This window comes from Mucilaginibacter rivuli (genome assembly GCF_019391655.1).
Lineage (GTDB): Bacteria > Bacteroidota > Bacteroidia > Sphingobacteriales > Sphingobacteriaceae > Mucilaginibacter > Mucilaginibacter rivuli.
This window is the reverse complement of sequence record NZ_JAHXPQ010000002.1, coordinates 193,593-218,050: the sequence shown is the minus strand read 5'-3', so window position 1 is coordinate 218,050 and position 24,458 is coordinate 193,593. Positions and strand designations below refer to the sequence as shown.

At 42.6% G+C, this 24,458-nt stretch carries 15 protein-coding genes; 1 reads left to right on the top strand and 14 read right to left on the bottom strand.

Annotation, left to right across the window (positions count from 1 at the left end; all coding sequences use genetic code 11):
- Window positions 1-42: 42 nt before the first annotated feature.
- The 11 genes from KXQ82_RS04840 to KXQ82_RS04790 all read right to left on the bottom strand — a co-directional run bounded on the left by KXQ82_RS04840 (window position 43) and on the right by KXQ82_RS04790 (window position 19,404).
- A complete protein-coding gene (locus KXQ82_RS04840; protein ID WP_255563443.1) occupies window positions 43-1,479 on the bottom strand; it encodes a sialate O-acetylesterase in 1,437 nt (478 codons plus the stop codon).
- Entirely contained in the window at window positions 1,479-3,326 is a 1,848-nt protein-coding gene (locus tag KXQ82_RS04835) for a sialidase/neuraminidase family protein (protein WP_255563442.1), read from the bottom strand. Before KXQ82_RS04835 ends, KXQ82_RS04840 begins: the two co-directional genes overlap by 1 nt.
- A 29-nt stretch (window positions 3,327-3,355) precedes the next feature.
- Window positions 3,356-4,261, bottom strand: a complete 906-nt coding sequence (locus KXQ82_RS04830; RefSeq protein ID WP_219487031.1) for a glycoside hydrolase family 43 protein — start codon at window positions 4,259-4,261, stop codon at window positions 3,356-3,358.
- Complete coding sequence (locus KXQ82_RS04825) at window positions 4,261-5,646, bottom strand: glycoside hydrolase family 140 protein (RefSeq protein ID WP_219487030.1); 1,386 nt, start codon at window positions 5,644-5,646, stop codon at window positions 4,261-4,263. Before KXQ82_RS04825 ends, KXQ82_RS04830 begins: the two co-directional genes overlap by 1 nt.
- A 7-nt stretch (window positions 5,647-5,653) precedes the next feature.
- Complete coding sequence (locus KXQ82_RS04820) at window positions 5,654-8,815, bottom strand: DUF6298 domain-containing protein (protein ID WP_219487029.1); 3,162 nt, start codon at window positions 8,813-8,815, stop codon at window positions 5,654-5,656.
- 21 nt (window positions 8,816-8,836) lie between these two features.
- Window positions 8,837-10,504, bottom strand: a complete 1,668-nt coding sequence (locus tag KXQ82_RS04815; protein WP_219487028.1) for a polysaccharide lyase — start codon at window positions 10,502-10,504, stop codon at window positions 8,837-8,839.
- 496 nt (window positions 10,505-11,000) lie between these two features.
- The gene (locus KXQ82_RS04810; RefSeq protein ID WP_219487027.1) at window positions 11,001-12,011 is read right to left on the bottom strand and encodes a hypothetical protein; all 1,011 of its coding nucleotides are present in this window, start codon (window positions 12,009-12,011) and stop codon (window positions 11,001-11,003) included.
- Window positions 12,012-12,022: 11 nt separating this feature from the next.
- Window positions 12,023-13,912, bottom strand: coding sequence for a RagB/SusD family nutrient uptake outer membrane protein (locus KXQ82_RS04805; protein WP_219487026.1), 1,890 nt, complete (start codon window positions 13,910-13,912; stop codon window positions 12,023-12,025).
- Between the two features lie 10 nt (window positions 13,913-13,922).
- Window positions 13,923-17,045: a SusC/RagA family TonB-linked outer membrane protein gene (locus KXQ82_RS04800; protein WP_219487025.1), complete on the bottom strand. Its 3,123-nt coding sequence runs from the start codon at window positions 17,043-17,045 to the stop codon at window positions 13,923-13,925.
- Window positions 17,046-17,104: 59 nt separating this feature from the next.
- A complete protein-coding gene (locus KXQ82_RS04795; protein WP_219487024.1) occupies window positions 17,105-17,767 on the bottom strand; it encodes a DUF3826 domain-containing protein in 663 nt (220 codons plus the stop codon).
- Between the two features lie 5 nt (window positions 17,768-17,772).
- Window positions 17,773-19,404: a fucose isomerase gene (locus KXQ82_RS04790; protein ID WP_219487023.1), complete on the bottom strand. Its 1,632-nt coding sequence runs from the start codon at window positions 19,402-19,404 to the stop codon at window positions 17,773-17,775.
- Between the two features lie 470 nt (window positions 19,405-19,874).
- On the opposite strand from KXQ82_RS04790, the gene KXQ82_RS04785 reads away from it, so the two are divergent.
- On the top strand, window positions 19,875-20,747 hold the full coding sequence (locus tag KXQ82_RS04785; protein WP_219487022.1) for an AraC family transcriptional regulator: 873 nt from the start codon (window positions 19,875-19,877) through the stop codon (window positions 20,745-20,747).
- 98 nt (window positions 20,748-20,845) lie between these two features.
- On the opposite strand, the gene KXQ82_RS04780 is transcribed toward KXQ82_RS04785, so the two are convergent.
- From KXQ82_RS04780 to KXQ82_RS04770, 3 genes are read right to left on the bottom strand one after another with little or no spacing between them, the layout of a single operon-like run.
- Entirely contained in the window at window positions 20,846-21,775 is a 930-nt protein-coding gene (locus KXQ82_RS04780; RefSeq protein ID WP_219487021.1) for a dihydrodipicolinate synthase family protein, read from the bottom strand.
- A gap of 17 nt (window positions 21,776-21,792) precedes the next feature.
- Entirely contained in the window at window positions 21,793-23,352 is a 1,560-nt protein-coding gene (locus KXQ82_RS04775) for a sodium:solute symporter family protein (RefSeq protein WP_219487020.1), read from the bottom strand.
- Window positions 23,352-24,383: a substrate-binding domain-containing protein gene (locus tag KXQ82_RS04770; protein WP_219487019.1), complete on the bottom strand. Its 1,032-nt coding sequence runs from the start codon at window positions 24,381-24,383 to the stop codon at window positions 23,352-23,354. The genes KXQ82_RS04775 and KXQ82_RS04770 overlap by 1 nt, the downstream gene beginning before the upstream one ends.
- Window positions 24,384-24,458 lie beyond the last annotated feature (75 nt).

Here is a 24,458-nt window from a genome sequence, read left to right as displayed (position 1 = left end):
CCTCTTGAGAGGGGTGTAGGGGTGTGTTATTTTAAACATTTCTTAATTGGGTATAAATTTTAACGGATTATCGGTACGGAAAGGCGCTGCGGGCAGCCCTTCTTTGTTGAACAGGTTAGGTTGCGCGGTTTCATCCCAGCCAAAACGAACGGCTGTTGGCGCGCTTACCTCTGATGATGAAACGACAACTTTATTGTTTACAATTTGGGCGTTTGCCTGAACAAATTTACCATCGGCACCGGCAATAGTGAACCAATCGAGCGGCTTGCCATTATTGCTGATAAGGCCGTTGCCGGTTTCGGTAAATTCCAATTCAATTTTATTGCCGGTAACCTTCATTTGCTTGTACATCGGACCGCTGTACTGTAGTTTTTTGCCATAGGTTTTAGCCAATGCAACTACAGCCAAACGCTTGCCTATTTCCCATTTAAATGATGGGTGCAGGTTTTTAACGTTATCGTTCAGGTCGGTAGTTTCTATCATGGCTGTGTTTGGGATGTTGAGTGCTAAAGCCTGGACTTCCCAAAACTCAGGTAGTTTATCGGTAGGTATCTTTGTTTTAGGATCGAGCGTACTGTAGGTAAACGGCACTATTTGCACATAGTAAAAGGGCAGTTTTGTGTCGGCCCAGAGGTTGCGCCAGCCATTTATCATCGCTTCCATTTTGTAGGCGTATGAAATGCCTTCCTGCATGTTAGCCTCGCCCTGGTACCATAAAAAACCGCTAATGGCAAATGGCGCCAAAGGCTCTATCATGGTATGATAAAACTTACCATCCTTTTTTGGTGAGATACCTTCACGCTTAAAATAAGATACCGAAGCATAAGCGTCTTCAGGTGTCCATGGCTCAATGGCGCTGCCGCTCTTAGCCGAACATATCACCCCTATTGGTACATGTAATTCCTCATTCAATTTTTTAGCGAAGAAATATCCCGCTGCCGAAAATGAACGCAGAGCAGAATCCTGCGCAATATTCCACTTAGCTAAGTAATTGCCTGTAGTTCTTAAATTTTTATGATCAGTCCAAAAAATACGGATATTCGGGTTGGCCGGTCGGTCTAACTCATCAACAGGCGAATTTTTATCGAGGCTGTCGGGTTTGCGCACCTTGCTGTTCTTACGCATCTCATAAGCCATATTTGATTGACCGGAACATAGCCACACCTCTCCTATTAAAATATTCTTCAGTACAATACTATTGGTACCGTTTATCACCATTACCTCGGGCTTATCAGAAGCAGTTAATGGGTCGAGTATTACTTTCCAGTTTCCGGATGCATCGGCAGTAGCTGTTTTTGTTTGCTTACCAAAGCGCACCGAAACCTGTTCTCCCGCCGTAGCAGTGCCCCAAATGGGCAACGGCTTGCTGCGTTGTAAAACCATGTCGCTGCCAATCACGCGTGGCAAAATAACTTCGGCATGCAGGGATAGCTGCAGGGTGCAAAAAAGTGCTAATAAGTATATTTTATAGTGCTTCATTAATTGCCCTTGGTGGTTAAATTCTTGATATAAAATATTGCCAATTTATCTTCTTCGCCTGCGTTCGGTACGTCAAATTCCTGCTCAGGCGGTGCATTTTGTGTTGGATACAGGGAGTGGTCGCCGGTTTTAAATACAATGCGGGTAACTTCGGCCAGCGGTGCGTAAAACAATTGCGTGGCTATTTCTTTACCGTTCACCACCATAGTATATGATCGTGTATCGGTATTCAGTGAAAGTTTGATGTCATACGGTTTACCGGGCTCGTATTTCACCAGGTTTTTATAACGCGCACCGGCTTTCGAGGTAAACGATCCATCCTTATCAAAGGTTAACCTGATGCCTGTTGCGCCTTTCGAGTCTTGGAACTCAATGTATAACAAACCATCACTATTTTGTGCGGGGGTTATAGTAAACGCTGCAGTCAGCCTTTTTGATGCGGGGACAATACGTTCTGCTTTCGCGAAGTCGAAGGGATCTTTATCTTGCAAACTTAATTGTTTTACACCGTCTTTACTTTGGATACCAACCGGTGCCAAAAGCGGGCTGTTAATGTTCCACAATTTTAACTCCTGCCCGGCAGGCATATCGTTAAACACATCGTTCGCATGTGCGGCAGCCTTTTCGGTAACAGGTACCGGTACAGATGCTACCCAAATATCCTCTTTGTTCATGCTGTAGGTTAGCCACATATTTCCATCCGGCGGGGTGCCATTGCCCTCCTCAATTCCACGCAAGTATTGTGGGCCATATGATTTATAAGCGCCGCCATAACGCATAGTTGTTATATCACCCTGCAGCAACAGCATGTTGGTATAATTTAACCCATCGGTACTTACCGAGATAGCTTCCGGCCAACGGAACTCTGAAGGATTGTACACTGTAGCGTATTTACCATCGGATGTTTTTTGGCCCCATATTTTGGCATTGCTGTTCACAAATTTTGGTGCACGGGTAACCGGGCCCCAGGTTTTACCTTCATCTTTGCTGATGGAGGTTAAGGCATTCTTCCATAAACCTACCACACGGCCATCGGGCAAATGATAGTAGTTAAAGGCTTTGTATTCCTTTTTCAGCGGGATCAGGGGGTCGGCCCTATCGGTTTCCTCTACCCATTGCATCATCATGAGCGGGGTAGCCATCAGTTCATCACAAGCCTGGATAAAACCTTTGTCTTTACTTGATGTATAGTAGGGGAACGAGGTATTTGCCGCGCTCCATTTTGGATTGTAGTGGATAAAATAAATCGGGCCATAAGTACCATCGGTCTTTACCTCACGCACAACGCGGCCAATACCTTTACCATCGTTAGGGTCATCCTTGCCATCCAAACAGATACCATAGAAACCCAGCACCAACAGTTTTTTCGATTTGGACGTGTAAAATCCCATCCGCTGGTGCATTACCGCAAATAAGTCTTTTGCAACACCGGGATGCCCTTCTTTGGTTGTGCCATCGGGTATTTTATATTGCGGAAAAACCACTGTAGGTTTCGACCAGCTTTGCCCGTCTTTTGAAGTAACAACCAAAGTTTGACCCGGGGGTACACTTTCGCCCACCTTATCGCTCAGGTATTCTACATAAAAAGTATTGTTCCAATAAGCCAGCATAGGCGCGTGGTTATAGGTAAAGCCAAAGCCATCTGCCTTTTCGGGATGCTCGCGGTTAGCCCGAAAAATTTGGATGTTGTGTACCCCAACAGCCGGAGCTAATTGCCCGTGGCTGTAATCCACGTTCACCAATGTATTGCCGGTATAATGTACGGTGTCTTGTGCCTGCACGCCGGCAAAACAGCAGCACGCCAGTATCCATAATGCGCTATGATATATGCTTCTCATCTTCATCATAAAAACCTTATTGGTTTAACAATTTAAGGTTATTGTTTCAATCTGCTCAAAACCTTTTTAGTGGTTTTAAAAATGGTACCGTGTTTATGCGCCACGGGCACGTCCACTTGTTTGGTTATATTGGTAAATGTCTTAAAATCGGTAGTACTTTGTGCGCCGAATATCTTTTCGCGATACGCATCGTAATAGATCAAATAATTATCGCCTGCTTTAGCAACGGTTGGGCCCTCGGTAAAATTGTCGGTAAAAGCCCCGGATGCTTTGGTGTACGGGCCAAGCGGGTTATTGGCAAATGCCACTTTAATGTTTCGGTTGGGTCGGGTGTTATCCTTTACAACCATCACGTAATCATTTTTGGCGCGCTTAATAATTTCAGCGTCAATGGCACTAAAGCCCGGATCGTAAAAGAGTTTCTCTTTAGCGAAGGTTTTAAAATCCCTGGTTACTGTATAGTACAGGCGGTGATTGTTATTTTCAGTTTCGGTACCTACAGGGAAACGGCCCGGAATAGTTGACGCCCAAACAATAATGAACTGATCGTTATCATCATCATAAAAAATCTCGGGCGCCCAAACGTTCACTACGGTCGGCTCATCTTCCATCACGTTGATCAACCTTTGCGGCGACCAATGCAGCAAATCCTTCGAATCCGCATAGCCGAAACCTTTGCCGCCTGTCCATGCCGATGTCCACACCAAATGGAACACACCATCTTTGCCTTGCGCTATGGATGGATCGCGCATTACTTTATCACCCACTTCGGGTTTGATGAGGATTTTATTGAGATCTGTCCAATGATAGGCATCAAAACTATAAAGCATACGCAGGCCATCGGTAGCAGGCTCATGGAACGAGGTAAACATATACACATCCTTTTTTGCCGAACACGAGGCCAGCAAAGCAGCTGATATGAATATGTACAAAAACCTTTTCATTATGCTTTGTCTAATATCAACACCCAATCGTTACCGTCCATAACTTCTCCGGCGGGTTTAAATGTTTTGGTGCCCTTGTTAGGGAATGTACCTATTAATTGGGTTTCGCCCGTGCGGGGATCATACCATGATGCCTTTACTTTAGCACCTTGTATCTTACCTAAATTAACCGGAATATCCCTGCCATTATAAGTGTAAATAAACGCGTAGTTTGTGCCTTTTGTGCCAATAAGGTAATTGTACCTTTTACCTTGTTTTGCACCTACGATAAGCGACTGATCCGGCACGCGGCCAAAATAGGGGCGCGACAACATGAGTTTTTTAATATATTGCATTTGCGCGGCACCGGGATCGTTAATGGCATCAAACCAAGGCATTTTAGCGCCGTAAGACCCGCCCTTTTCGCCCGGTTTGTACATTTGCATTACGGAGTTATCGCCATAAGTATAACCACAGCCACCTGCAAAAACCGACCAGTAACCATAACGTCTTACATCGGCAGCCGTCCAGTGTGCAAGGGTTGTATCATGTAAGCCGTGCGGGATAGCTTCGTATGAGGGTTCGGCATCCAACGTTGGCTTTATCGGCAGTTTTTTGTAATCCACGTTAACATATTTCCAGTTATCTTCACCGTATTGAAAATCCTTTTTTGAAGTATCCTGCGCGTAATCGCGGTGACCTGACTGGAAACAATTAAAATCTAACCAGGTATCGTTGTGAAACCAGTTGGATGATTGTGTACGGCCCCGGGGGTGGTATGTTATCAAATGCTTTGTATCATAATGATGCAATGTAGAGCCAATGGCGCGCCAAACTTTTATCGAGTCGCTACCCGGCACATCACCGCCGTTCATCCATATCACATTTGGTTTATCTTTATAGCGCTTTGCTAAAAACCCGGCATAAGCACGGCCCTGTGCCTGGTTCACATGCCTCTCTTTTACGTTCGATCCCCAAACAGGAACCATTGCTATATAAATACCTTTTTTCGCGGCCAGGTCAACAATAAAATCTACATGGTCCCAGTAGTCATATTGCTGCGGATCTTTAGGCGAATTACCGGGAGTTACCTTCGGTGTTGCTACGTTTTTACCGATCAGTGCTGTATCGCCATAGGCATTAACTACTCCTACGGTATGCAGTACCATCACCTGTATCACGTTAAACCCTTTTTTGCGGCGGTCTTCCAAATATTTTTCAGCATCCTCACGGTTCAGTTTTGAAAACAACAACCAACCCGTATCACCCAGCCAAAAAAATGGTTTACCATCCGCTGTGGTAAAATAACGGTGGTTTGCTGATATTTTTAATGGTGACTGTGCAAAGTTGTTACCTGCTGCAAAAACCAGTGCCAATATTACAATGATGCTTATTTTTTTATACATATCCATTTTATTTTACCGATGCCCACATAATCACGGCTCCCTGTTGCGGGGCTTTAAGTTCCGCATCGGTACCGCCTGTTATGGTTTCGCCTTCTTTAATTATACGTCCGCTACTGGGGTCTACCCAGTGTATGGTTAATTGCCCTGATAATTTAGACGTTTTTAAATGTATCGGTTCGCCCGAACTGCTGTATACAATATACCCTTTTGTAAAGTTAGCCAAAGCATATTGCCCTTTGGGTTTGCCTTCCAATTCTAACGGCAGCATTGCAGAAGCAGCCATCGCGAATTGCGGATCGGCAACTTTAGGTACCACAGCCAACGAACCGCCGCCCATAAATACCGCCCAGCCATACGTATCATAGTTATCAGCATTGTACATTACTGCCTTGTCGGGATATTTGGTGCGATACTCGCTTACGGCGCGATACACCTGCTCAAAGGATGTTGCTTTCGGTTTCATGTTACGGGCATGCTGGCGCGGTGCTAAACTTTGTCCGCCAAGCGGTGCGTAAGTTGTACCATCGGCCTGGTAGTGCCAGTATTTAATATCGATCACGTTGATAACCGATGCGCGTGTTGCATCGGCAAGGATGGCATCCTGCACATCTTTTGTGGTGCTCAGGCCAATGACCTCTTTACGTTTATTGTCAGCTTCCCATGTTTTAATATTATCCACCCAAAACTGAACAAAATGGAGCGGGCCGGTAAACTCTTCAGCAATGAGCTGGATAACGCCTGTGTTATCTTTAAAGTTATTTAAGCATTGGTTAATAAAAGCTGTATGCAAGGCTGTAAGCGAGGGGTCCTTCTCGTTATAAAATTCTTCGGCCATAAATAAACGCTTATCTCCTGCAAATGGAACCGGCTCGGGGAAACTTGTTTTGTTGATATTATTAGCGGTGCGCCAAGGGAAATCCACATAATGTGCACCCGCTTCAATAATATTATGCTGAAAGTAATTTTGATGGATCAACACCAAACCTTTTTCATCAGCTAAGTCGGCATATTTTTTTAAGCGGCCCCAATACCAGGGGTTATATTTGGTGAGATCATATTTGCCTAAACCATCCCAACCCGTTTCATTACCTCCGTAGCGGGCAAAAGGCAATTCGTAAAATGGAGGCCAAACCTCGCCATCAGCACGCCGAATACGTTCGTGATCATCGCGGCGGCGGTCATACCATAAGCCGTAATTATGTTCGTAAGCGAGTACATTGTCCTTTAGCATTTTGTCGGTCATCTCATCCAGGTCATCGGTTAAACCTGTACCTGTACGGCCCGGAACGTAACGGGTTACCGATGGTTTTGATTGTTTGATAAAATCGGGTCGGGTTGTACCCATCCACCATGGCGAATCGTAATGCTTGCCGGTTAGTACTGAGTTACCGCGTACTATCCAGCCATTTACTACCATCATAGGCTCGGCCTTTTTAGCAGCTACGGGTTCTTTGTAACCAATCTCGTCAATAGTTTTGGCTCCGGATCTCCCGGTGCTTATCGGCTCGCGTTGTGCCGCCTGGTCTATCCAATCCTGCAGGTGCAATTGCGGTTTTTTGTACATTGCAATCAAGCGCGCTGCTTCATCAACTGAAGGGCTGCTTGTGGCGTTGGTATTTAAAGGAAAAACCTGAGCCAGTGGCTGTGCATTGTCTTTTCCTATACGGTCACTCAATTGTGCATAGTAAAAACTACGTGGACTAATGCTGTTGTTTGAATCGCTCCAGTAGCCATCACCACCAAATTGCGCCCATGTTGCAAAGGCCCAGTTTTGCGCGGTTGGCGGTTTATAGCAATCAACGCGGGCTGCGGTGCAATTCCATAACAGGCTGTTGGCAACTGCCCAGCCTGCACCCTGTCCATCCTGCTCCCGGTTTTTAAAGCTGATGTTATTGCCATCAACATTTACAACATCAAATAATACACCCGATGCCCAGCTATCTATCCCACCACTAAAACTTAACGATTGCCATGAGTTACATTGTACAAAGGCATTAGGGCCGGCAGCGCAATATCCAACAGCAAAATCGTGGTAACCAAATTCGGAGTAGCAACGTTGAAATAACGTTTGCTGCCCTGTAGTTAAGAATGTATAACGGCGTTGCCCGCCAATTTCTGATGTTGGTGATAATGATTTACAATCTTGAACAGTAACACGGCGTGATGTTTCCAACACGTTCACTGCCGATCCTGCAAAGTGCTTAAACACCATTTGGCGCACCCAAACGTCCTGGACGTTCTCTATGGTGATGGCCATCCAGCGATGATCTTCGTCTTTGGGGTTGGCCTCATTGTAGTACGAACGCAGTTGGATATTTTCGATACCGATTTGGCTGATACGACCCGGCCATGTGTAGGCAGAAATCGTTCCGCCACCGTAAGTTGTATCTAAGGCAGTGGTTAAAGGTGCATCTAATGTGATAGCATCTCCTTTAACGGCAACTACCTTGCGATCCCAATAAATTTCGCGCTGACCAGGTTTCCAGCCGAGGGCAGATACGCCCCCGCCAAAATCGTCCATCCCCAGCTTGGTGATCCACTCTTTTGTGCATGGGCGATGAACGGTCACCATGTCGCCCACTTTAAATTTATTTGAAGAAACGTTAATTTCGGTAGCATTTACCGGAACGTAGGTATCGGTAATTTTAACCGGGGCATCGTTATGTTTATCGCCTTTGCCCAATACTTTTATTAACGCCGCCCTATCGGTACCGCCGCCAACAATTATGGTTCCTTCTAAAGTGTTACCGCTTCCGCGGAGGATAATGCCAGAGGCTTTAAACAACAGCGTTCCTAAAACATCATACTTTCCTTTCTCTAATAAAACCGCTCCACGGATCCCCTCTTTATCGGCAGGTAAGCCGGCAACGTAATCTAAAGCAGCTTGTATACGTATTGTGGCATCGCCCTTTTTAACGGGTACCACAACCTTAACAGGAGCATTCGGAATAGCCTTTTCTGAAGCCATATAACCACAATACGAAAAATCGGGAATACGGTCGCCATTAGGCGCAGCGGCATAAACCAGTCTGCCGTCTTTACCTTCGGTAACGGGCGGCTGTGGTTTAACTACCTTAGGTTTTTGCGCTGCGGCAGGTAAATACAAACATAAACCACCTGCCAAAAGGCAAGTGGTTAAGTATGGTTTAAGTTTCTGTTTCAGAAACATAGTTTTTAAATATGAGGTAAGTTATTTTTTTGCAGGTAATGGTTGCTGACCTTTTTCGGCAAGCGTATTTAAATATACTTCGATATTGGTATAACCGCCACCATTTTTAGCGGGCTTAGGCGAATCTGAAGCGTCTTTTGGATTTAAGCCGTGAGCTAATTCCCAATCATCAGGTAAACCATCGTTGTCGCTGTCTTTGTAAGGTGCGCCTTTGTATTCAGGGTAACCGCCAACTTGCCATGGGGCAGTAATGATACCCAGTTTATATGAGTCTTTGGGTAATTTACGCACCTTGAACTGAAAATCCGTATCGGTTTGCATTTCTTTATAAGTAATTTTTCCGGTACGGGCCTGTTCGGTAATGCGTTTATCAACAGCATCACGCACAGGCAATGTTGCACCTGCATTATCGCAAACATATTTATAAGCATCGTTAGCAGGCAATATTGTAATAGGTGCCGGTGGTAAAGGGAACGGGTGATCGGCATACATGTAGTCTTTGTATTTACCTGCGTCAGCCAGTTCTTTTCCGCCCTCGCCTTCAACCTGAACGCCACCATCCCAATTATCTTTAGTTACGCGGTCATTACCTTCCATCACATTACCATTTACATAAGCACGGCCAAAGTATTTTTCTTTAAGCTTACTGCGGCCTGATTCCGGTTTTAGAATACGGTATCCAACCGGTGAATCTTTGGGTGTTACCGGCCCCGGCTTAAAGTAATTATTGATAATATTGAAATGTGACGTATAATCGCCACCATCCATAGAACGGTGGTGCCAGTTGAACACTACGTTGTTCACAAAATTGTAAACACCGTTCCATCCAATTGACGGGTTACGGCCTGTATTATCTGCCCATAAATTACGGATCAGCAAACTATTCTCGCCACCTGTTGTGCTGCCAAATGAGTGATTCCAATAATCCAACGACTCGGAATAGATACAATTTTGAACAGTGATATTCGCTGTACCATGTTTTTCTTCTTTCGATCCGTCACCGGGATCGTACATATGGCGGTACATAGAAAAGTTCTCATCAAGGCCCCAGCTTGCCGAAACGTGATCGGCAATTATGTTACCCACCGGGTTACCACCCAGTGCATCATCCCGGCGGCCAACATTAGTTTCGCCACGGCGGAAACGCATGTAGCGGATCACTACATCGTGTGTATTTACCCAAAACGATTCGCCTGCAACGCAAACACCATCGCCAGGAGCGCTTTGGCCCTCGATAGAGATGTATGGTGCACGAACAATGATAGGAGATTTGATACGGATGATACCTGCAACGTTAAAAACTACAATACGTGCCCCACCCTGCTCGCATGCCCAGCGTAAGCTGCCCGGCCCGCTATCGTTTAGGTTGGTAACTACAAACACTTTACCACCGCGACCGCCAAAGCTATAAGCACCACCACCCTCGGCACCGGGAAACGCTAATATTTTTGCTTGTGGCAAATCATCAGGGCGTGCAGCCCATGGTACATATGGTTTGCCATGGCGCATATCATAATCAACAATAGGGAAAGCAACCGCCCATGCAGAGTCGGATTTGCGATTGGTCTCTTTGATGAGTCTTTCTGATTCTTCCTGTACAGATTTTGGCACCTGCGGGTACTGCGCCATTGCAGCCTGGCACAACATAAGCGCGGCTGAGAATAACATTGGGAAAATAGCCTTTTTCATTTTTCGGTATGTATCAATTGCCTGCTTGTCGGCTAATGTTCAATACGTACATCTTTATAATGCAACTAATATTAAAGCATTAGTATTTAACTTAAAGACTTGCAGGTAATAGCTTTGGTTAGCAAATTATTTAGTTCAAATATGCACTGTACCACCAATCATTTCATATAGTATGTTCGCATGGTTTTATACAATATTATCACAATGGGTTTATCGGTTTAAAATGGCAATGCAGTAGCAATTATGTTACAATAACTGAATTAAAGCGCACTGATAGCTATCAAAACATGAATTACTTTTTCACAAGTCAGCATTCGATGATATAATAGCCTGTTAATATCATACAAACTAATTTGGGGTATTGATAACTTATCAACCAATTACAAACTGATATAAATATAATAAATAAAGGGTAATCACTCTTAAAATTTATATAAACAAAAAAGGGAGAAATGTTTCATACATTCTCCCTTTTTACTATCAAATATAGCTATGGTTACTTATAAGCGTACCGAATAAAGAAGTTGGCATAATAACCATAAATACGGTCAAAGCCTATCTTATCTATATAGATGGCAGCGTAACGCCCATCCGGGGTAAGTACATAAAAAGTAGTACCTGCTTTTATTTCAACACTGGTTTGAATAATATTAGCGGCTTTTCCGGCTGTTATAATCTGAGTGCCTGTTTTAAGCGCAGTAAAAGCTGCCAAATTTTGAGTTGTGGTTGCCAATTTTGTTGCCCGCGGTGTCCAGGTGGTAAAATTAAAACCTGTAAACGGTAAATAGGTTGTAGCAACGCTGGTTGGAACATATGCATAAAATTGAAATGTATTGGTTATGATACCAGTGGTGGTATTTTTAGTTGCCGTTAATTTCGACCAAATACCAAAATCGATGTTAGCCGAATTTGCTGTTGCATCAGCATAGGTATAAGATTTAACATCTCCCAATGAATAAAAACATTTGGCGTTGGGGCGCGCGGTATGAGTAACGGTTACCGGGCTTGTTAACAGAGGTCCCCCATCAGAAATCGCAGAGTCAGCTAAATCAACATGCTGTTCCGGATTCAGGTCAAAATTATTGTTTATATTAATGGTAAACACTTTATGCCCATCGCCCATATAAACACCAATTTTATCGGTGGGATATATGCGGTAGCTGGTAACGCCCGTTCTGTTATTAGCAACAAATTTGTAAACTTCGGAAAAATTACGGCGTTGCGAATCATTTAAAACAATTTTACGGACAGGTGTATTTGTACCCACCTCTAAAATAGATATGCCATACATGTCCTGGTCTGAAGTTACACTGTAGTTAAATGACACATTATCACCATCGTTAACTATTTTGGTGTTGGTATCACTAACATCCTCCGGATTAGTAGTATACACATCAATTTTTACACCCTCAAACATGTTGAAGATATTATCACCTTCTTTTTTGCAAGCATTCAGCAGCAATGCTGAGCATGCAAGCACACATAAAATAAATTTATATTTTTTCATTGTTGATTTCTTTATTTAAGTGGATCAAATGTTCCGTTATCCCAACCCAGGGTTTGATCAAGCAGCGGAGATGATAAAAGGAATGAATTTGGTAACCCATAAAAATAGCATTGTGATGCTGAAATGGATATGGCCTGTGTATTATTACCATATATTAAGTTACGTGTAAAATAATTGATGTAAGTAGTTGCGATACTCATATCTATTTTATCGCGCCCACGTATGCCATTCGCATCAAGCGTTTCGAGTTGATCCTTTTTAGTAGGCGTAGCAGGAACATTAGGCACCGTGCTGATCGACTCACCTGCAACGGTTAAGAAGCCGCTTAACTCATGAAACTTCCTTGTTCTTCTCAAATCCCAACCGCGTTTGCCTTCAAAAGCAAATTCAACCATACGCTCGTTAGCAATCAGGGTACGCATGCTGGCTTTGTCGGTGGCGTAATCTAAACCGTAGTCTTTAGTTCCGATAAGCACTTTGGCCCGTTGCCTTATCAGGCGTACCATATTTTTTGCAGTAACCAGATCTCCTGTTTCGTTCAGACATTCGGCATAATTCAATAAAACTTCGGCATAACGCAACTCGATCCAGTCAAAACCATTACCGCCCTTATCTGCTACGATAGCAACAGACGCGGCAGCCAGATTAGGATCACTGAAACGTTTGCAATAAAATGGTTTAGTACTTCCTTCAATCTCACCATTATACGTCCACTGTTTCCTGGCAGCAGTACCGTTCAGTTTCCAGTTGCTGCCGTTATAGGCAATTGTTTGGGCAAAACGCGGGTCACGGTTTTTCCAATACATAAAACTATCATAAGCAGCGCCGGCCTGGCTAATAGGCGTACCATCTGCCATAGTATATGCATCCAGCATCCGCTGTGTAGCTACATAATAATCAGATCCGGTACCGCCGGTAAATGTTGCACCCGCCGGACGAACTTTAGACTCTACGTTATTACCTCTTTTTTCTATCGATGTAGAATACGAACGCACCATAATAGCCTCCGTATTGCCCGTACCTTCTGTTTGAAAAATAGTACTGTAATCGGGCATTAAACTAATGCCTGAAGTTTGGCAAAGATCATAAGCCGCTTTATTGGCAACCAAAGCGTCTGCCCAACGTTCATCTTTATAAGGATGTGCCGGATCACCTACAGGATTAAACTGCGGGCTTGCCCAGTACAGCAATACTTTTGCTTTATAGCAAACTGCTGCGAGTTTGGTGAGTTTACCTCTTTCTGAAGCGTCAGCATAGGTAACACCATTCAAATTAACCGCTGCAGAATCTAGATCTTTCACAATTTGGGTAAAACAAGCTTGTGCATTAGAGCGGGGTACAGTTTCAAAATTTGACGGACTTTGAGTTCTCAATATCAAGGGAACGCCGCCGTATAACCTTACAAGGTCAAAATAAGCCATTGCCCTTAGCATATAATACTGACCAATAAGTTTCTTCTGGGTAGCTGCTGGCATTGTTGAAGTAGGCAGATTACCAATACCATCGTTACAACGGGCAATGTCAAAATACCTGTTATCTCCTTTGTTACTACCCTGGTATTTACTACCAATAATTTTAACATCATTAGAAGTAAGCACAGTGCCAATGCCCATTATTGCCTTAAGAGTACCGTCAGTAGCTGATCCTATATTCTCATCGCTCGCAAATTCCTGTAATAAAGCAGCCACTTCATAAGGGTAGTCGGGCATTATTACCTGGTAGGTACCGTTTAAATGATACTGCACAGAACCTTCGTCGTTCCATAGTACTGCCGCATCTATTGAACTATGAGCGGGTACCTGGAAATCTTTTTTGCAGCCTGCTAAAAATACTAAAGCAAGCGCACAAAACACAACCGTAGTTTTAGTTGCTGCTTTGTATATTATATTTTTTGTTTTCATGATTTAGTTTTTATAAGCCTAGCGTTAAACCTGCAGAAATAGTTCTGATAGTAGGGTAATCATAAATAGATGAGGTGTAAGGATCTTTGTAAGGTAACGGGTTCACAATTGTCCACAGGTTATTACCTGTTACAATTACCCTTAAGCTACTTAATCCTGTACGGGCCAGCCATTTAGAAGGCAAAGTATAAGCTAACGACATATTATTGATACGTACCAAAGTGGCGCTTCTTGCCCAAAAGGTAGAGTTTTTTCCGGCAGATGCATCATCAGACCTTGGTAGCATACCGTCTGGGTTTTGAGGCGACCAGTGATCATTCCAATATGCAGGCACGTTAACGGTTAGGGTTGGTTTTACCAGTGCTTTACTATCATAAAACACATGACCTCCAAATCTGGATACCACATTGGTACGTAGTGAAAGCCCTTTGTAATCAAGTCCAAAATTCCAGCCTAAATTAAGAACAGGGTCTGTTCCGTTTTTGTACATCGGCACCATATCAAAATCATCAATGTGGCCATCGTTATTGGTATCCTCGTAATCTAACCAGCCTGGCTCAGGCATCAATTTATAGATGGTGTAGTTAGGGTTCTTTTTTAACAATGCATCAACATCAGCCTGGGTTTTTAATATACCTTTTGAAATTAAACCGATGTTACCTGTGTTGTAAACTTTAGTGTTAACACCCTGGCTAATCTGCCAATCGGTAGGTGTGTTTTGGAAATACTGGTATGGATTTTGAAACACCTGGCTTACATAACTTGTGCTGAAACCAAAGTTAACACTGCTACTGAAAGACAGGCCTTTATCAAATTTGTGATTATACCCTAAAGTAAACTCGGTACCGTATGTGTGGTGATTTTCGTTATTAACATATTGTGACGGAAAACCTGCATAATAAGGAAAGTTAGTTGATCCGTTCTTATCAAACTGATCGTAAGCATAATCGTGGAAGTAATCAAAACCAAAAGTAAACTGACCTTTAAACATCGAAGCTTCAAGACCTATATTTAAGCTACGTTTTTTCTCCCAGGTGATATCCGGATTTGGATATGCTGATACGTTGGCCGACGGCGCATTGGTATTATTGTAAACATAGCCGGTATTAGCAGGATCCACGGTATAAGTTGCCTGCCATAAGCGCGATTGTATACGGTCGTCACCGGTCAAGCCGAAATTTGCTTTAACTTTAAGAAACGATATAAAGTCTAATTTTGTAAAGTTTTTAAAGAATCCTTCTTCTGAAATGATCCAAGCTAAACCAACATTTGGGAAGAAACCCCAGGCGTTGTCGGTAGCGAAATTGGTAGAGGCATCAAAACGGCCAATAGCATCTATGAAATATTTTTTTGAAAAATCATAACTGAACCTGCCAAAGAATGATTGCTTAATGCTTTCGCTTTTAGTGTTCGATTTAAAGGTTAAGGCCGGGTCAAATGCCCATGATTCAACCTGGTTAGGAATAATCTGATTTTGGAAATAAATATCAAGATTCTCTGAAGAGCTTTGAGATTGCTCACCACCTAATAACACACTGATACTATTTTTACCGATAGATTTAGCATAATTAACAGTAATATCAGCCTGGTATCTGTTAGCATAGTTTTGTATAGGCTCATATCGCGCATTGGCAGCAGATACTCCATCTCCAACGCTTAGTAGTGTTTGGGTATACAAGGCATTATTATTGCCGGTTTTTACAAAATCATATTGTTTGTATGGCGCGGTATAGGCAGTTGAATGCCCTGCTGTACCGTTTTGTGCCATCTGAAAACGCATTGATAAACCTGGTATCGGTTTTGGTGTGTAAGTAAGCGCTGCATTTAGCGTATAATCCGAGTTCGATTTACTCTCGAAATATCCTGAATTAGTAATACCCAGTGGGTTTTTGTTGAAACTTACCGGCATACCGTTAATTTGGATAGGTATCCACTGTGGCGTGGTAATCAGACTCTGGAAGAAAGCCTGATCCTGATCAGTGCCCAAATCATTATTGCTATACTTGTTTCCGTAATTCAGATTAAAACTAACATCAGCTTTCAGGCTTTCGCTAAAAGTAGCGGTAATACCACTGCGGAAACCATATTTAGTATTGCGCATACCCGCGTAGTTGGCATCCTCGTTCTGGAAGCTACCACCAACAAAAAACAGTAATTTTTCAGTACCGCCACTCATTTGCAGGTTATGTCTTTGCATAACCGCGGGTTTCCATAATTCATCAAACCAGCTTTTATAAGGTGCTGTTTTCAAGTAATCAAGGTCGGCCTGAGAAAAGTATGAGCTGGCAGATGCAAAACCCTGCTGGTCAAGGTTATCATTAATAAGCTTAGCCTGTTGGTAAGCCGATAACATTTTCGGTATCGCTACAGCATCAGAAATACCTGTATAACCATTATAAGTAAATTTAGGTTTACCAACCTTACCTTTTTTGGTAGTAATTAAAATTACCCCTTTTGAACCGCTGGCACCATAAATGGCAGCCGATGCATCTTTTAGTATGGTAAGGTCTTCTACCAATGAAGGATCTATTGCATTAAACTGATCGGTAGTTGAAATTACGCCGTCAATAACGTACAAAGGCTCGGTTGTAACACCCGGAGGAGAGTTTGAAGATATTTGCGAGTTTCTTACATTAAGCGAAATGGTAGCACCAGGGCGGCCCGAAGTTTGGCTTACACCTAAGCCCGCTATACGGTTACGTAATGCACCCGCGATATTTGGTGCCGGAATGTCGGCAATTTCTTCAGCTTTTATAGTAGCCACGCCACCAATTACTTCCGATCGTTTTTTGGTACCGTAACCAACCACTATAACCTCATTCAGGTTGGAGTTTGTGGGTGATAATGTAAAGTCAACCACTTTAACATCCGGTTTCAGGGTAATTTCCTGGTATTCATAACCAAGGTATTTAGCGCCTATAACAACGTTTTGTAAATTGGTTACCTTGATGGAAAATTTACCATTAACATCGGTTGCTGTAGAAGTAGCACTCCCTTTAACCGTAATGGTTACCCCTATCAGCGGGGCTTTATCGTCTTTGCCTATTACAGTACCGGTGACGGTTCTGTTTTGGGCATTGGCCGCAATGCCTATTGAAAGCATCAAAAAAAATAAGAGGAAAATTTTTCTCATAATAATTGGGGTTTTAGTTTCATATTTGGTTCGCTATCATTGGTTTATATAATTGGGTTTTAATTCTTTGCTTTTCTGCGGGCTTCCCAGTCGGCACCTTCCTTTTTAAGGTCATAGCCTTGTGCCGAGAGGTAATTGTTTATGCGGCCTTTGTATTTTCCAAACACCGCATGTTTTTTATTTGATGACTCAGCATCCATTGCAATTTCACGGGCCTCTATCAGCCAGGTTTTTATTTGTGCTTTTTGTACATCAGTTAATGTTAATATCTCATCAAGGTATGCGTTATAGGTTACGTTAACCAGGTTATAAACCATTTCGTCTTTTACCTTTTCTACTTTATCGGCAGGTAATTGCTCATTCAATTTTGTTAAATAGGTAGTATGCAGCGTGTTTATTTTCACCTGGAGTTCATCGTCAAGCGCTTTGGTTTTTGATGTTGCGGCTGCTTTATCATCGCCGGCCTGCTCCTTTATTGCTTTGGCAAGGGCATCGCGGTTATCGTGCAGGTCATTAATCTTTCGGTACTGATCTACGATAATAGCCAATACACGTTTATATTTTGCCGAATCGGTAATTGCCAGCTTGGCAACTATTTTATCGGCGCGGTCGGTAATGGTTTTGGTGTATTGTGCAGCTTTATCAGCATCAATGCTTTGGGCATTACTCACCACGGTAACAATAAACATTAAAACAAGCGCTATGGCTAAAAACTTCTTCATTCTTATTAATTAAATCGTGCTCCTTTATAGTCAACATCTCCGCAAACATGTACCTGGATACCCAGTTCGGCCAGGGTTGCTGCTTTAATACGGCACGCTTTGTGTGCCTGTGCCTCATCAGTAGCATAAACTACGTGTATATGGTTTGCTTTATGGCGTGCCATCATCTGATCACGGCTAACGCCCTTTAATACCGCATTCATTATTGGCCACTGTGGTGTAGTAGCTTCCCAGCGGCGGTTGGTTTCTTCTTCAGGCAATAATACCGACTCACCTACCCCAATATCGCTATGCAGCTGGCCGTCCATTACATAAATACGGCTCCAAACAATATGGCCGGGTTTGCTTACCCCTTTCAGGCTGCCTCCGCCCAGGCGGAAAAACATGGCAGGCTGGCGCTCGCTGCTGGCATCTTTATAGCCACCGGCAAAGTGCGCGGCAGGTACCGCACCTGATATCAGGAATACCCAAACAAAATCATTTACACCCTCGCCTTTATAATGCTGGCCCCAACGCAGATCGTGCAAAGTATTTTCACCGGGCATGCCCATTTGTTTCCATAAGTTGTAGGTAACATATGCATCTATACCGGCACACTCATCAACCTCGTTAAAATGTGGTAATGCCTGATTTGGATATAGCAGTTCGCCATCAGCCGAAAATACCGGCGGACGGTCCTGGTTATTTAATAAACCTTCCACCAGATCGCTGGCTACAGTTAAGTCTTTTAAGCCTTGCTGGTATTGTATGCCAATAGTTCCGCAACCAAACTCATGCGCTATACGGGTAGCAGCAATGTACATTTTACATTGCTCCAAAGTCTGGCGCTCGGTCAATTCGGTAGCTTCATCGCTTCCCCAATTAAATTTCATACCTTTTTGCAGCAACCAATCCAATATTTCCCGGGCTTCAGCATCGGTAACATTCTGCATAGCCGCATATAATGCCGATTGGCTCAGGCGCTCTTTAAAAAAGCCTGTAGGATGCAACAATTCATCGGGCACAATGGCATTATACATACCCATACAGCCTTCATCAAATATCCCCATTATGGTTTTATTAGCTTTTAGCTGGCGTGCGAATGAACGGCCTTCTAACTCATCGGCTAATGGTATCTTTATATTATCGAAGCTAACAACATGGCTTTGATCGTGCTTGATCATGCCGGTGCTTATCCATTCGTTCAGGCTATCTAAAAAGAATTTGTCATCGAAATTTTCGCTCCACAAAGTGCTGTACTTTACGCCTGCTTTGGTTAGTGAACCGTTTAGGTTTAGCATCCCTACCAAACCCGGCGCAGTACCGCTCCAATTGGCTAAAGTTAAAATTGGGCCTTTATGTGTAAACAAACCTGCTAACACGTGATGGGTATATTGCCAAACAGTTTCCAGTACAATTAGAGGTTGATTTGGATCCAGTTCGCGGAATACTTTGATGCCCATTTTTTGAGAATCAATAAAGCCGTGTTTTTTCTCCGGATCGTACGGGTGCGCGCGTTTTACAGACCAACCGATCTTAGCCATAGCAGCAATAAGCAAGCCTTCGGCACGCTCTTGTTCGGGCCAGCATATTTGATTTGCAGCCAGGCGTAAATCTCCGCTTACTACTAATAAAACTTGCTTCTGTGTGGTTGACATTTACCTTGGTTATTAATTATCGCGGCAGCTATAATACTTGCATAATATATTACAGCCTTAATCCGAATCGCATTGCCAATTTCATCATGACAAATTATTTCGTAGCTGTTTTTCAAGTTAAGTCGCCGATCAATATCGTTACTTACCTGTTTGCAAAAATGTATAGCGTGGGCTCTTGGTTTATAATTTAGTATGAGTGTTTTTTGTTTAAAACACACTTTACAATACAAATATGAAGTATAGGCAGTGTACATTTCTGCCAATTGTTATCTTGTTATTGTATAATCTTATCATAACAATGGCATTAATTTTTTATAATTGTATTGTATAAAACAGCGCAAATCTGTAAATTAGCAAAAGTAACAAACCTGATAGATAGGCCATATTTACCAATTATCTAAAAAAGCTTATCGCGACCTGAAAATATTGTAAACCAATTGTATTTTAACTAATAATTTAGTATTTATAAGATGAAGCCCCATTTTCTAAAAGTTGATGTTAAGCCTCAAAATTCGTTCAGTATACGGCATGATATTTTACCCACTTTTAGGGGGATATGGCACTATCACCCTGAGCTGGAACTGCACTTTGTGATAAAGGGCGAGGGAGTACGTTTTATTGGTGATAATATCAGTAATTTTTCGGCCGGCGAGATTACGTTGCTTGGCGAAAATTTACCTCATTGCTGGCGCTGCAAAGAAGAGTACTTTCAGCAAGACTCAGGCCTGAATGTCGAGGTGATCGTTATCCATTTTTTACCGGATTGCCTGGGAAAATACCTGCTTAATTTACCCGAAGCATATTTATTACCAAAGCTGTTTGAAAAAGCTAAAGGCGGTTTAATTATTGAAGGTAAAGCTAAAACTGAGTTGGCCAATTTAATGCGTAAGGCTGTTGATGCAACAAACCTTGACCGTATCATTGTGCTGCTTTCTATACTAAAAGTACTGGCCGAAAATGAGAACTTTAAACCGATAACGCTTGCTCATAATGAGTTTCATCAATCGAACGAATCGGATACCATCAGACTGAACAAAGTGTGCTCATATACGCTGGCTAATTATAAAAAAGAGATCAGCCTGGAAGAAATATCGTCTATCGGTAACCTGAGCGTCACCTCATTTTGCAGGTATTTTAAATTGATGACCAAGAAAACTTATTCGGACTTTTTAACCGAGATCAGGATAAGCCATGCCTGCCGCTTTTTAATTGAAGATAAGCTACCTACCGAGGTTTTGTGTTTTGAATGCGGCTTTAACAACGTATCCAACTTTTACCGTCACTTTAAAAAAGTGACTAATATGACGCCGCTGGAGTATAAGCGTAAGTATTTACACAACTAATTTGATGTGCAAATGTGCGTACTTTCAGATGTGCTAGTTATGAGAAATAATTAGCTAAACTTTTCATTTGCACATACGCACATTTACTCATCTGCACATCAAACGCGCAGCCCTATCTGGTTTTGCAATACGTTATAATTGCCGTATAAGCTCTCTATCTGATGTTTTATAGGTGTGGTAAAAGTGCCAACATTACGGCGGGTAAAGGTTGATATTTCTAATCCTCTTTTTTTAAGCCAGTATTTAGCTATGATAGGATAAACATTATGCATTACATCCATGTTGTCTATCAGAAATTGTTGTACATCATCAACCTGCTGTTTAAGGCTTTCGTTGGCGTAATTATTGCATAACCACACGATCAACTCGGGGAAGAAATTACCTTGTATGCATGATAATCCTGCCGCTCCCGCTTTTAATGAATCGACAGCGTGTACCATGTAAGCATCATACAATCCAAATTTTGGATTACCCTGAGCAGCTTTCAATTTTTGTTTGATCTGATCGAGGTCAAGACAGGTATCTTTATGATAAATAACCCTGCCCGATCCAACAAACTGTTTAAGTTGGTCCGGCGATAAAAGGCGTTTGTATGGCACAGGGCACTCATAAAACCCGAGCGGAATATTTTCTGTAAGGTCGAACAGTTTAAAAATACGTTCGTTAAAAATATCGTCAGCCTCGTGTTCATCAGCTATTAAGCTTGCCAATACAATAACGGCATCAGCGCCTGTATCATAAACTTGTTTTACAAAACTTGCTTGCTTTTCGATAGCACCGCCAAAAGTGCCTGTAGCTACTACCGGTACCGAACCGCCCGCCACATCAATAATATGTTTAATGGCCTGTAGCTTTTCGGCATCGCTTAATTCGAACATTTCGCTCGACAGGCAGTTGGCAAACAAACCCGCCGCGCCTGCATTAAGGTATATTTCGGTTAATTGGGTTAGTACTTTATAATCTATCTCACCATTATCCTTGAAAGGCGTAAGCATTACCGGGATAAAGCCCTTTTGCATTTGTTCCATTATATTATGTAGCGTTATTATGTTGTTTTTAGTTGTCTTGTTTTGGTGAGCAATGCCCCTATCAAAAAGATAGATAATGTACCCACAACGATAATCATGTTGGTATGCATTGAGCTGCGCAGGAAAGTATATTCGGCCGGTATGATATCAGGGAATGTCATCCATAAGATAACAAGTACCCCAATTATAGTAGCGATGATAGCTTCACGGTTTCGGCTTTGCTTACTCACCATACCAAGTAAAAACAAGCCAAGCATACCCGCAGCAAAAATCCCCGAAAGGGTCCACCAAACATCTAGTATACTCTTTACACCTATCATAGCAATACCCGCACCCATTCCCAACATGCCAAATCCTACTGTAGCGATATGGAGCAACTTTAGTGTTTGCTTTTCGTTGATGCCCGGTTTAAAATAACGTTTATAAATATCTACCGTGAATACGGTTGCTGATGAGTTCATGCCCGAACTGATGGTGCTCATGGCCGCGGACAAAATAGCCGAAACAATAAGCCCCACCAAACCTGCAGGTATTTTGGTGACCATAAAGTTGGGCATGATCTTGTCGCCATAATCGGCAGGCGTTAACTTGGCAACGGCATCGGCAATTTGTGTTGTTGTAGCTGTTGTTGGTAGTTTTTCTATCGCTACCTGGTGTTTTATCACCTCAATTATTTCGGGATGAATGCTGTAATAAGCGTAAAGGCAAGATCCTATAATAAAGAATAAGAATGATGCCGGCACATAAATAGCCACACAAAGCCATACAGATTTGGCCGCCTGTTTTGATGATACGGCCGTATGGTAACGCTGCACATAATTTTGATCCATACCAAAATTATTGAGGTTGATAAAGAACCCATACAACAGCACTACCCAAAAAGTTGATTTGGTAAAATCGGGAGCGAAGCTGCCGAGACTGAATTTGTTATTAGCCTTGCCGATCTCGATAATTTTAGGGATACCACCCGGCATATTGGTAACAATAAGGTAAATGATGAGCACCGCACCCAGGGTTTTGATGATACCCTGCACAACCTCTGTCCAGATGACGGCTTTTATACCGCCCAGCACCGTGTAGAAGATAATTGAGATACCCATAATAACCATAATAAGTTTCATGGAAACACCTGTAAGTGCCTGCAAGCTTAACGCGATGCCAAAAAAAATAGAACCCATACGTGCAAACTGGGTAAGCAAAAAGCAAATTACGGCATAGGTACGCGCCCATGGGCCAAAACGATGTTCCAAATGTGTATATGCCGATATTTCGCCGGTGCCGCGGTAAAAGGGCACAAAGTATTTCACAGCTATCCAGGCGGCCAATGGCATTGACAAGCTGAATACAAAAGCATTCCAGTTGCCGCCGTAAGCTTTGCCGGGTACACCCAAAAAGGTATTGCTGCTTAAAAAAGTAGCATAAATAGATAAGCCGATAGCCCAGCCCGGTATTGAACCGGAGGCTTTTGTAAACTGCTCAGAGCTTTTGTTTTTACGCGAAAAATAAAAACCTACCCAAATCATCCCGAGCAGGTAAAGTACAATAACAGCCAGATCGGCAATGGGCAGTACTTTCATTATAACGACGAGCGAAGTTTTAGCCTGCAATCCAATTCGATATGCGACATGTTATCGCCCAATATCATTTCAGCCGCTTTCTGGCCCATTTGTTCAAAATCAGTAGAGATAGTGGTGATACCATCGAGAATATATTTTTTAAGCGGAGTTTCATTATACGATATGATGCCTACATCCTTACCTACTTTGAGGTTAAGTTTGCTTACACGTTCTATCAGGCGGATAAGGTCGTTTTCTTCAAGGCAGATAAATACCTGGCCCTTTGTTATCTCTTCGTTGTTCGTACTTTTTATTATGCTGCGCTCAAACGCGTACTGCTGGCAAAACAGGTGAAAGCCATCCGCAATTTCGGCAGGGAAATAGCTGCCCTGTCCGTAAACAAGTTTGATGGTATCGTACTTACTTAGCTTAGGTAACGCCAACTCAAGCGCATTGTATATATCCTTACGAAAGTTTTCAAACACGCCCCCGTAGCCGCTTTCAACACCTTTAATATTTTTATCAATAAGTATCAGCTTATCTTTCGGGATGGTATTAATTAACCGGTTGGCAGCTTCGCCACCTTCGGTAAAATGTGGTAAAATAACGTAGTGTGTATAACCATCGCGCCTGGTGGTGAGCAATTCTTTAAAGAGGCCAAAATCATTATTATAAACATAAAAATCGATAGTGACGTTTTCGCCTAAGGCTTGTGTAAAAGTATCATAAAACAACTTTTTGTTGGTGCTTAATTGATTGATCAACAAAAATATTTTATAAGGACGTACAACATCTGTGGCTGTAATATAATGGCCCTTGCCGGGGATTGATGACAGTATACCCAACTTGCGCAGATACTTATAACCGCGATCGGCAGTGTCTTTTGATATTTCAAGATGGTAGGTTAGTTCATGGAGCGATGGCAATATCCTGTCCTTATGTATTTTGCCTGCATAAACAGCCTCCTGGATAGAATTTGCCAGTTGCAGGTACTTTGGGGTAGAAGAAAAACCATCCACATTGATGTAGTCAAAAATGCTTTGTTGCTTCATAAGTATACTGTTTAGCCTGTTAAATGCGGCTTAGGTTATAATACCATAAAGCTACCCGTGTTAGCTGTAACTTTT

Coding starts and splice junctions, on each gene's coding strand:
- KXQ82_RS04840 (WP_255563443.1), bottom strand. CDS start 1,479: ATGAAGCACTATAAAATATACTTATTAGCACTTTTTTGCACCCTGCAG.
- KXQ82_RS04835 (WP_255563442.1), bottom strand. CDS start 3,326: ATGATGAAGATGAGAAGCATATATCATAGCGCATTATGGATACTGGCG.
- KXQ82_RS04830 (WP_219487031.1), bottom strand. CDS start 4,261: ATGAAAAGGTTTTTGTACATATTCATATCAGCTGCTTTGCTGGCCTCG.
- KXQ82_RS04825 (WP_219487030.1), bottom strand. CDS start 5,646: ATGTATAAAAAAATAAGCATCATTGTAATATTGGCACTGGTTTTTGCA.
- KXQ82_RS04820 (WP_219487029.1), bottom strand. CDS start 8,815: ATGTTTCTGAAACAGAAACTTAAACCATACTTAACCACTTGCCTTTTG.
- KXQ82_RS04815 (WP_219487028.1), bottom strand. CDS start 10,504: ATGAAAAAGGCTATTTTCCCAATGTTATTCTCAGCCGCGCTTATGTTG.
- KXQ82_RS04810 (WP_219487027.1), bottom strand. CDS start 12,011: ATGAAAAAATATAAATTTATTTTATGTGTGCTTGCATGCTCAGCATTG.
- KXQ82_RS04805 (WP_219487026.1), bottom strand. CDS start 13,912: ATGAAAACAAAAAATATAATATACAAAGCAGCAACTAAAACTACGGTT.
- KXQ82_RS04800 (WP_219487025.1), bottom strand. CDS start 17,045: ATGAGAAAAATTTTCCTCTTATTTTTTTTGATGCTTTCAATAGGCATT.
- KXQ82_RS04795 (WP_219487024.1), bottom strand. CDS start 17,767: ATGAAGAAGTTTTTAGCCATAGCGCTTGTTTTAATGTTTATTGTTACC.
- KXQ82_RS04790 (WP_219487023.1), bottom strand. CDS start 19,404: ATGTCAACCACACAGAAGCAAGTTTTATTAGTAGTAAGCGGAGATTTA.
- KXQ82_RS04785 (WP_219487022.1), top strand. CDS start 19,875: ATGAAGCCCCATTTTCTAAAAGTTGATGTTAAGCCTCAAAATTCGTTC.
- KXQ82_RS04780 (WP_219487021.1), bottom strand. CDS start 21,775: ATGGAACAAATGCAAAAGGGCTTTATCCCGGTAATGCTTACGCCTTTC.
- KXQ82_RS04775 (WP_219487020.1), bottom strand. CDS start 23,352: ATGAAAGTACTGCCCATTGCCGATCTGGCTGTTATTGTACTTTACCTG.
- KXQ82_RS04770 (WP_219487019.1), bottom strand. CDS start 24,383: ATGAAGCAACAAAGCATTTTTGACTACATCAATGTGGATGGTTTTTCT.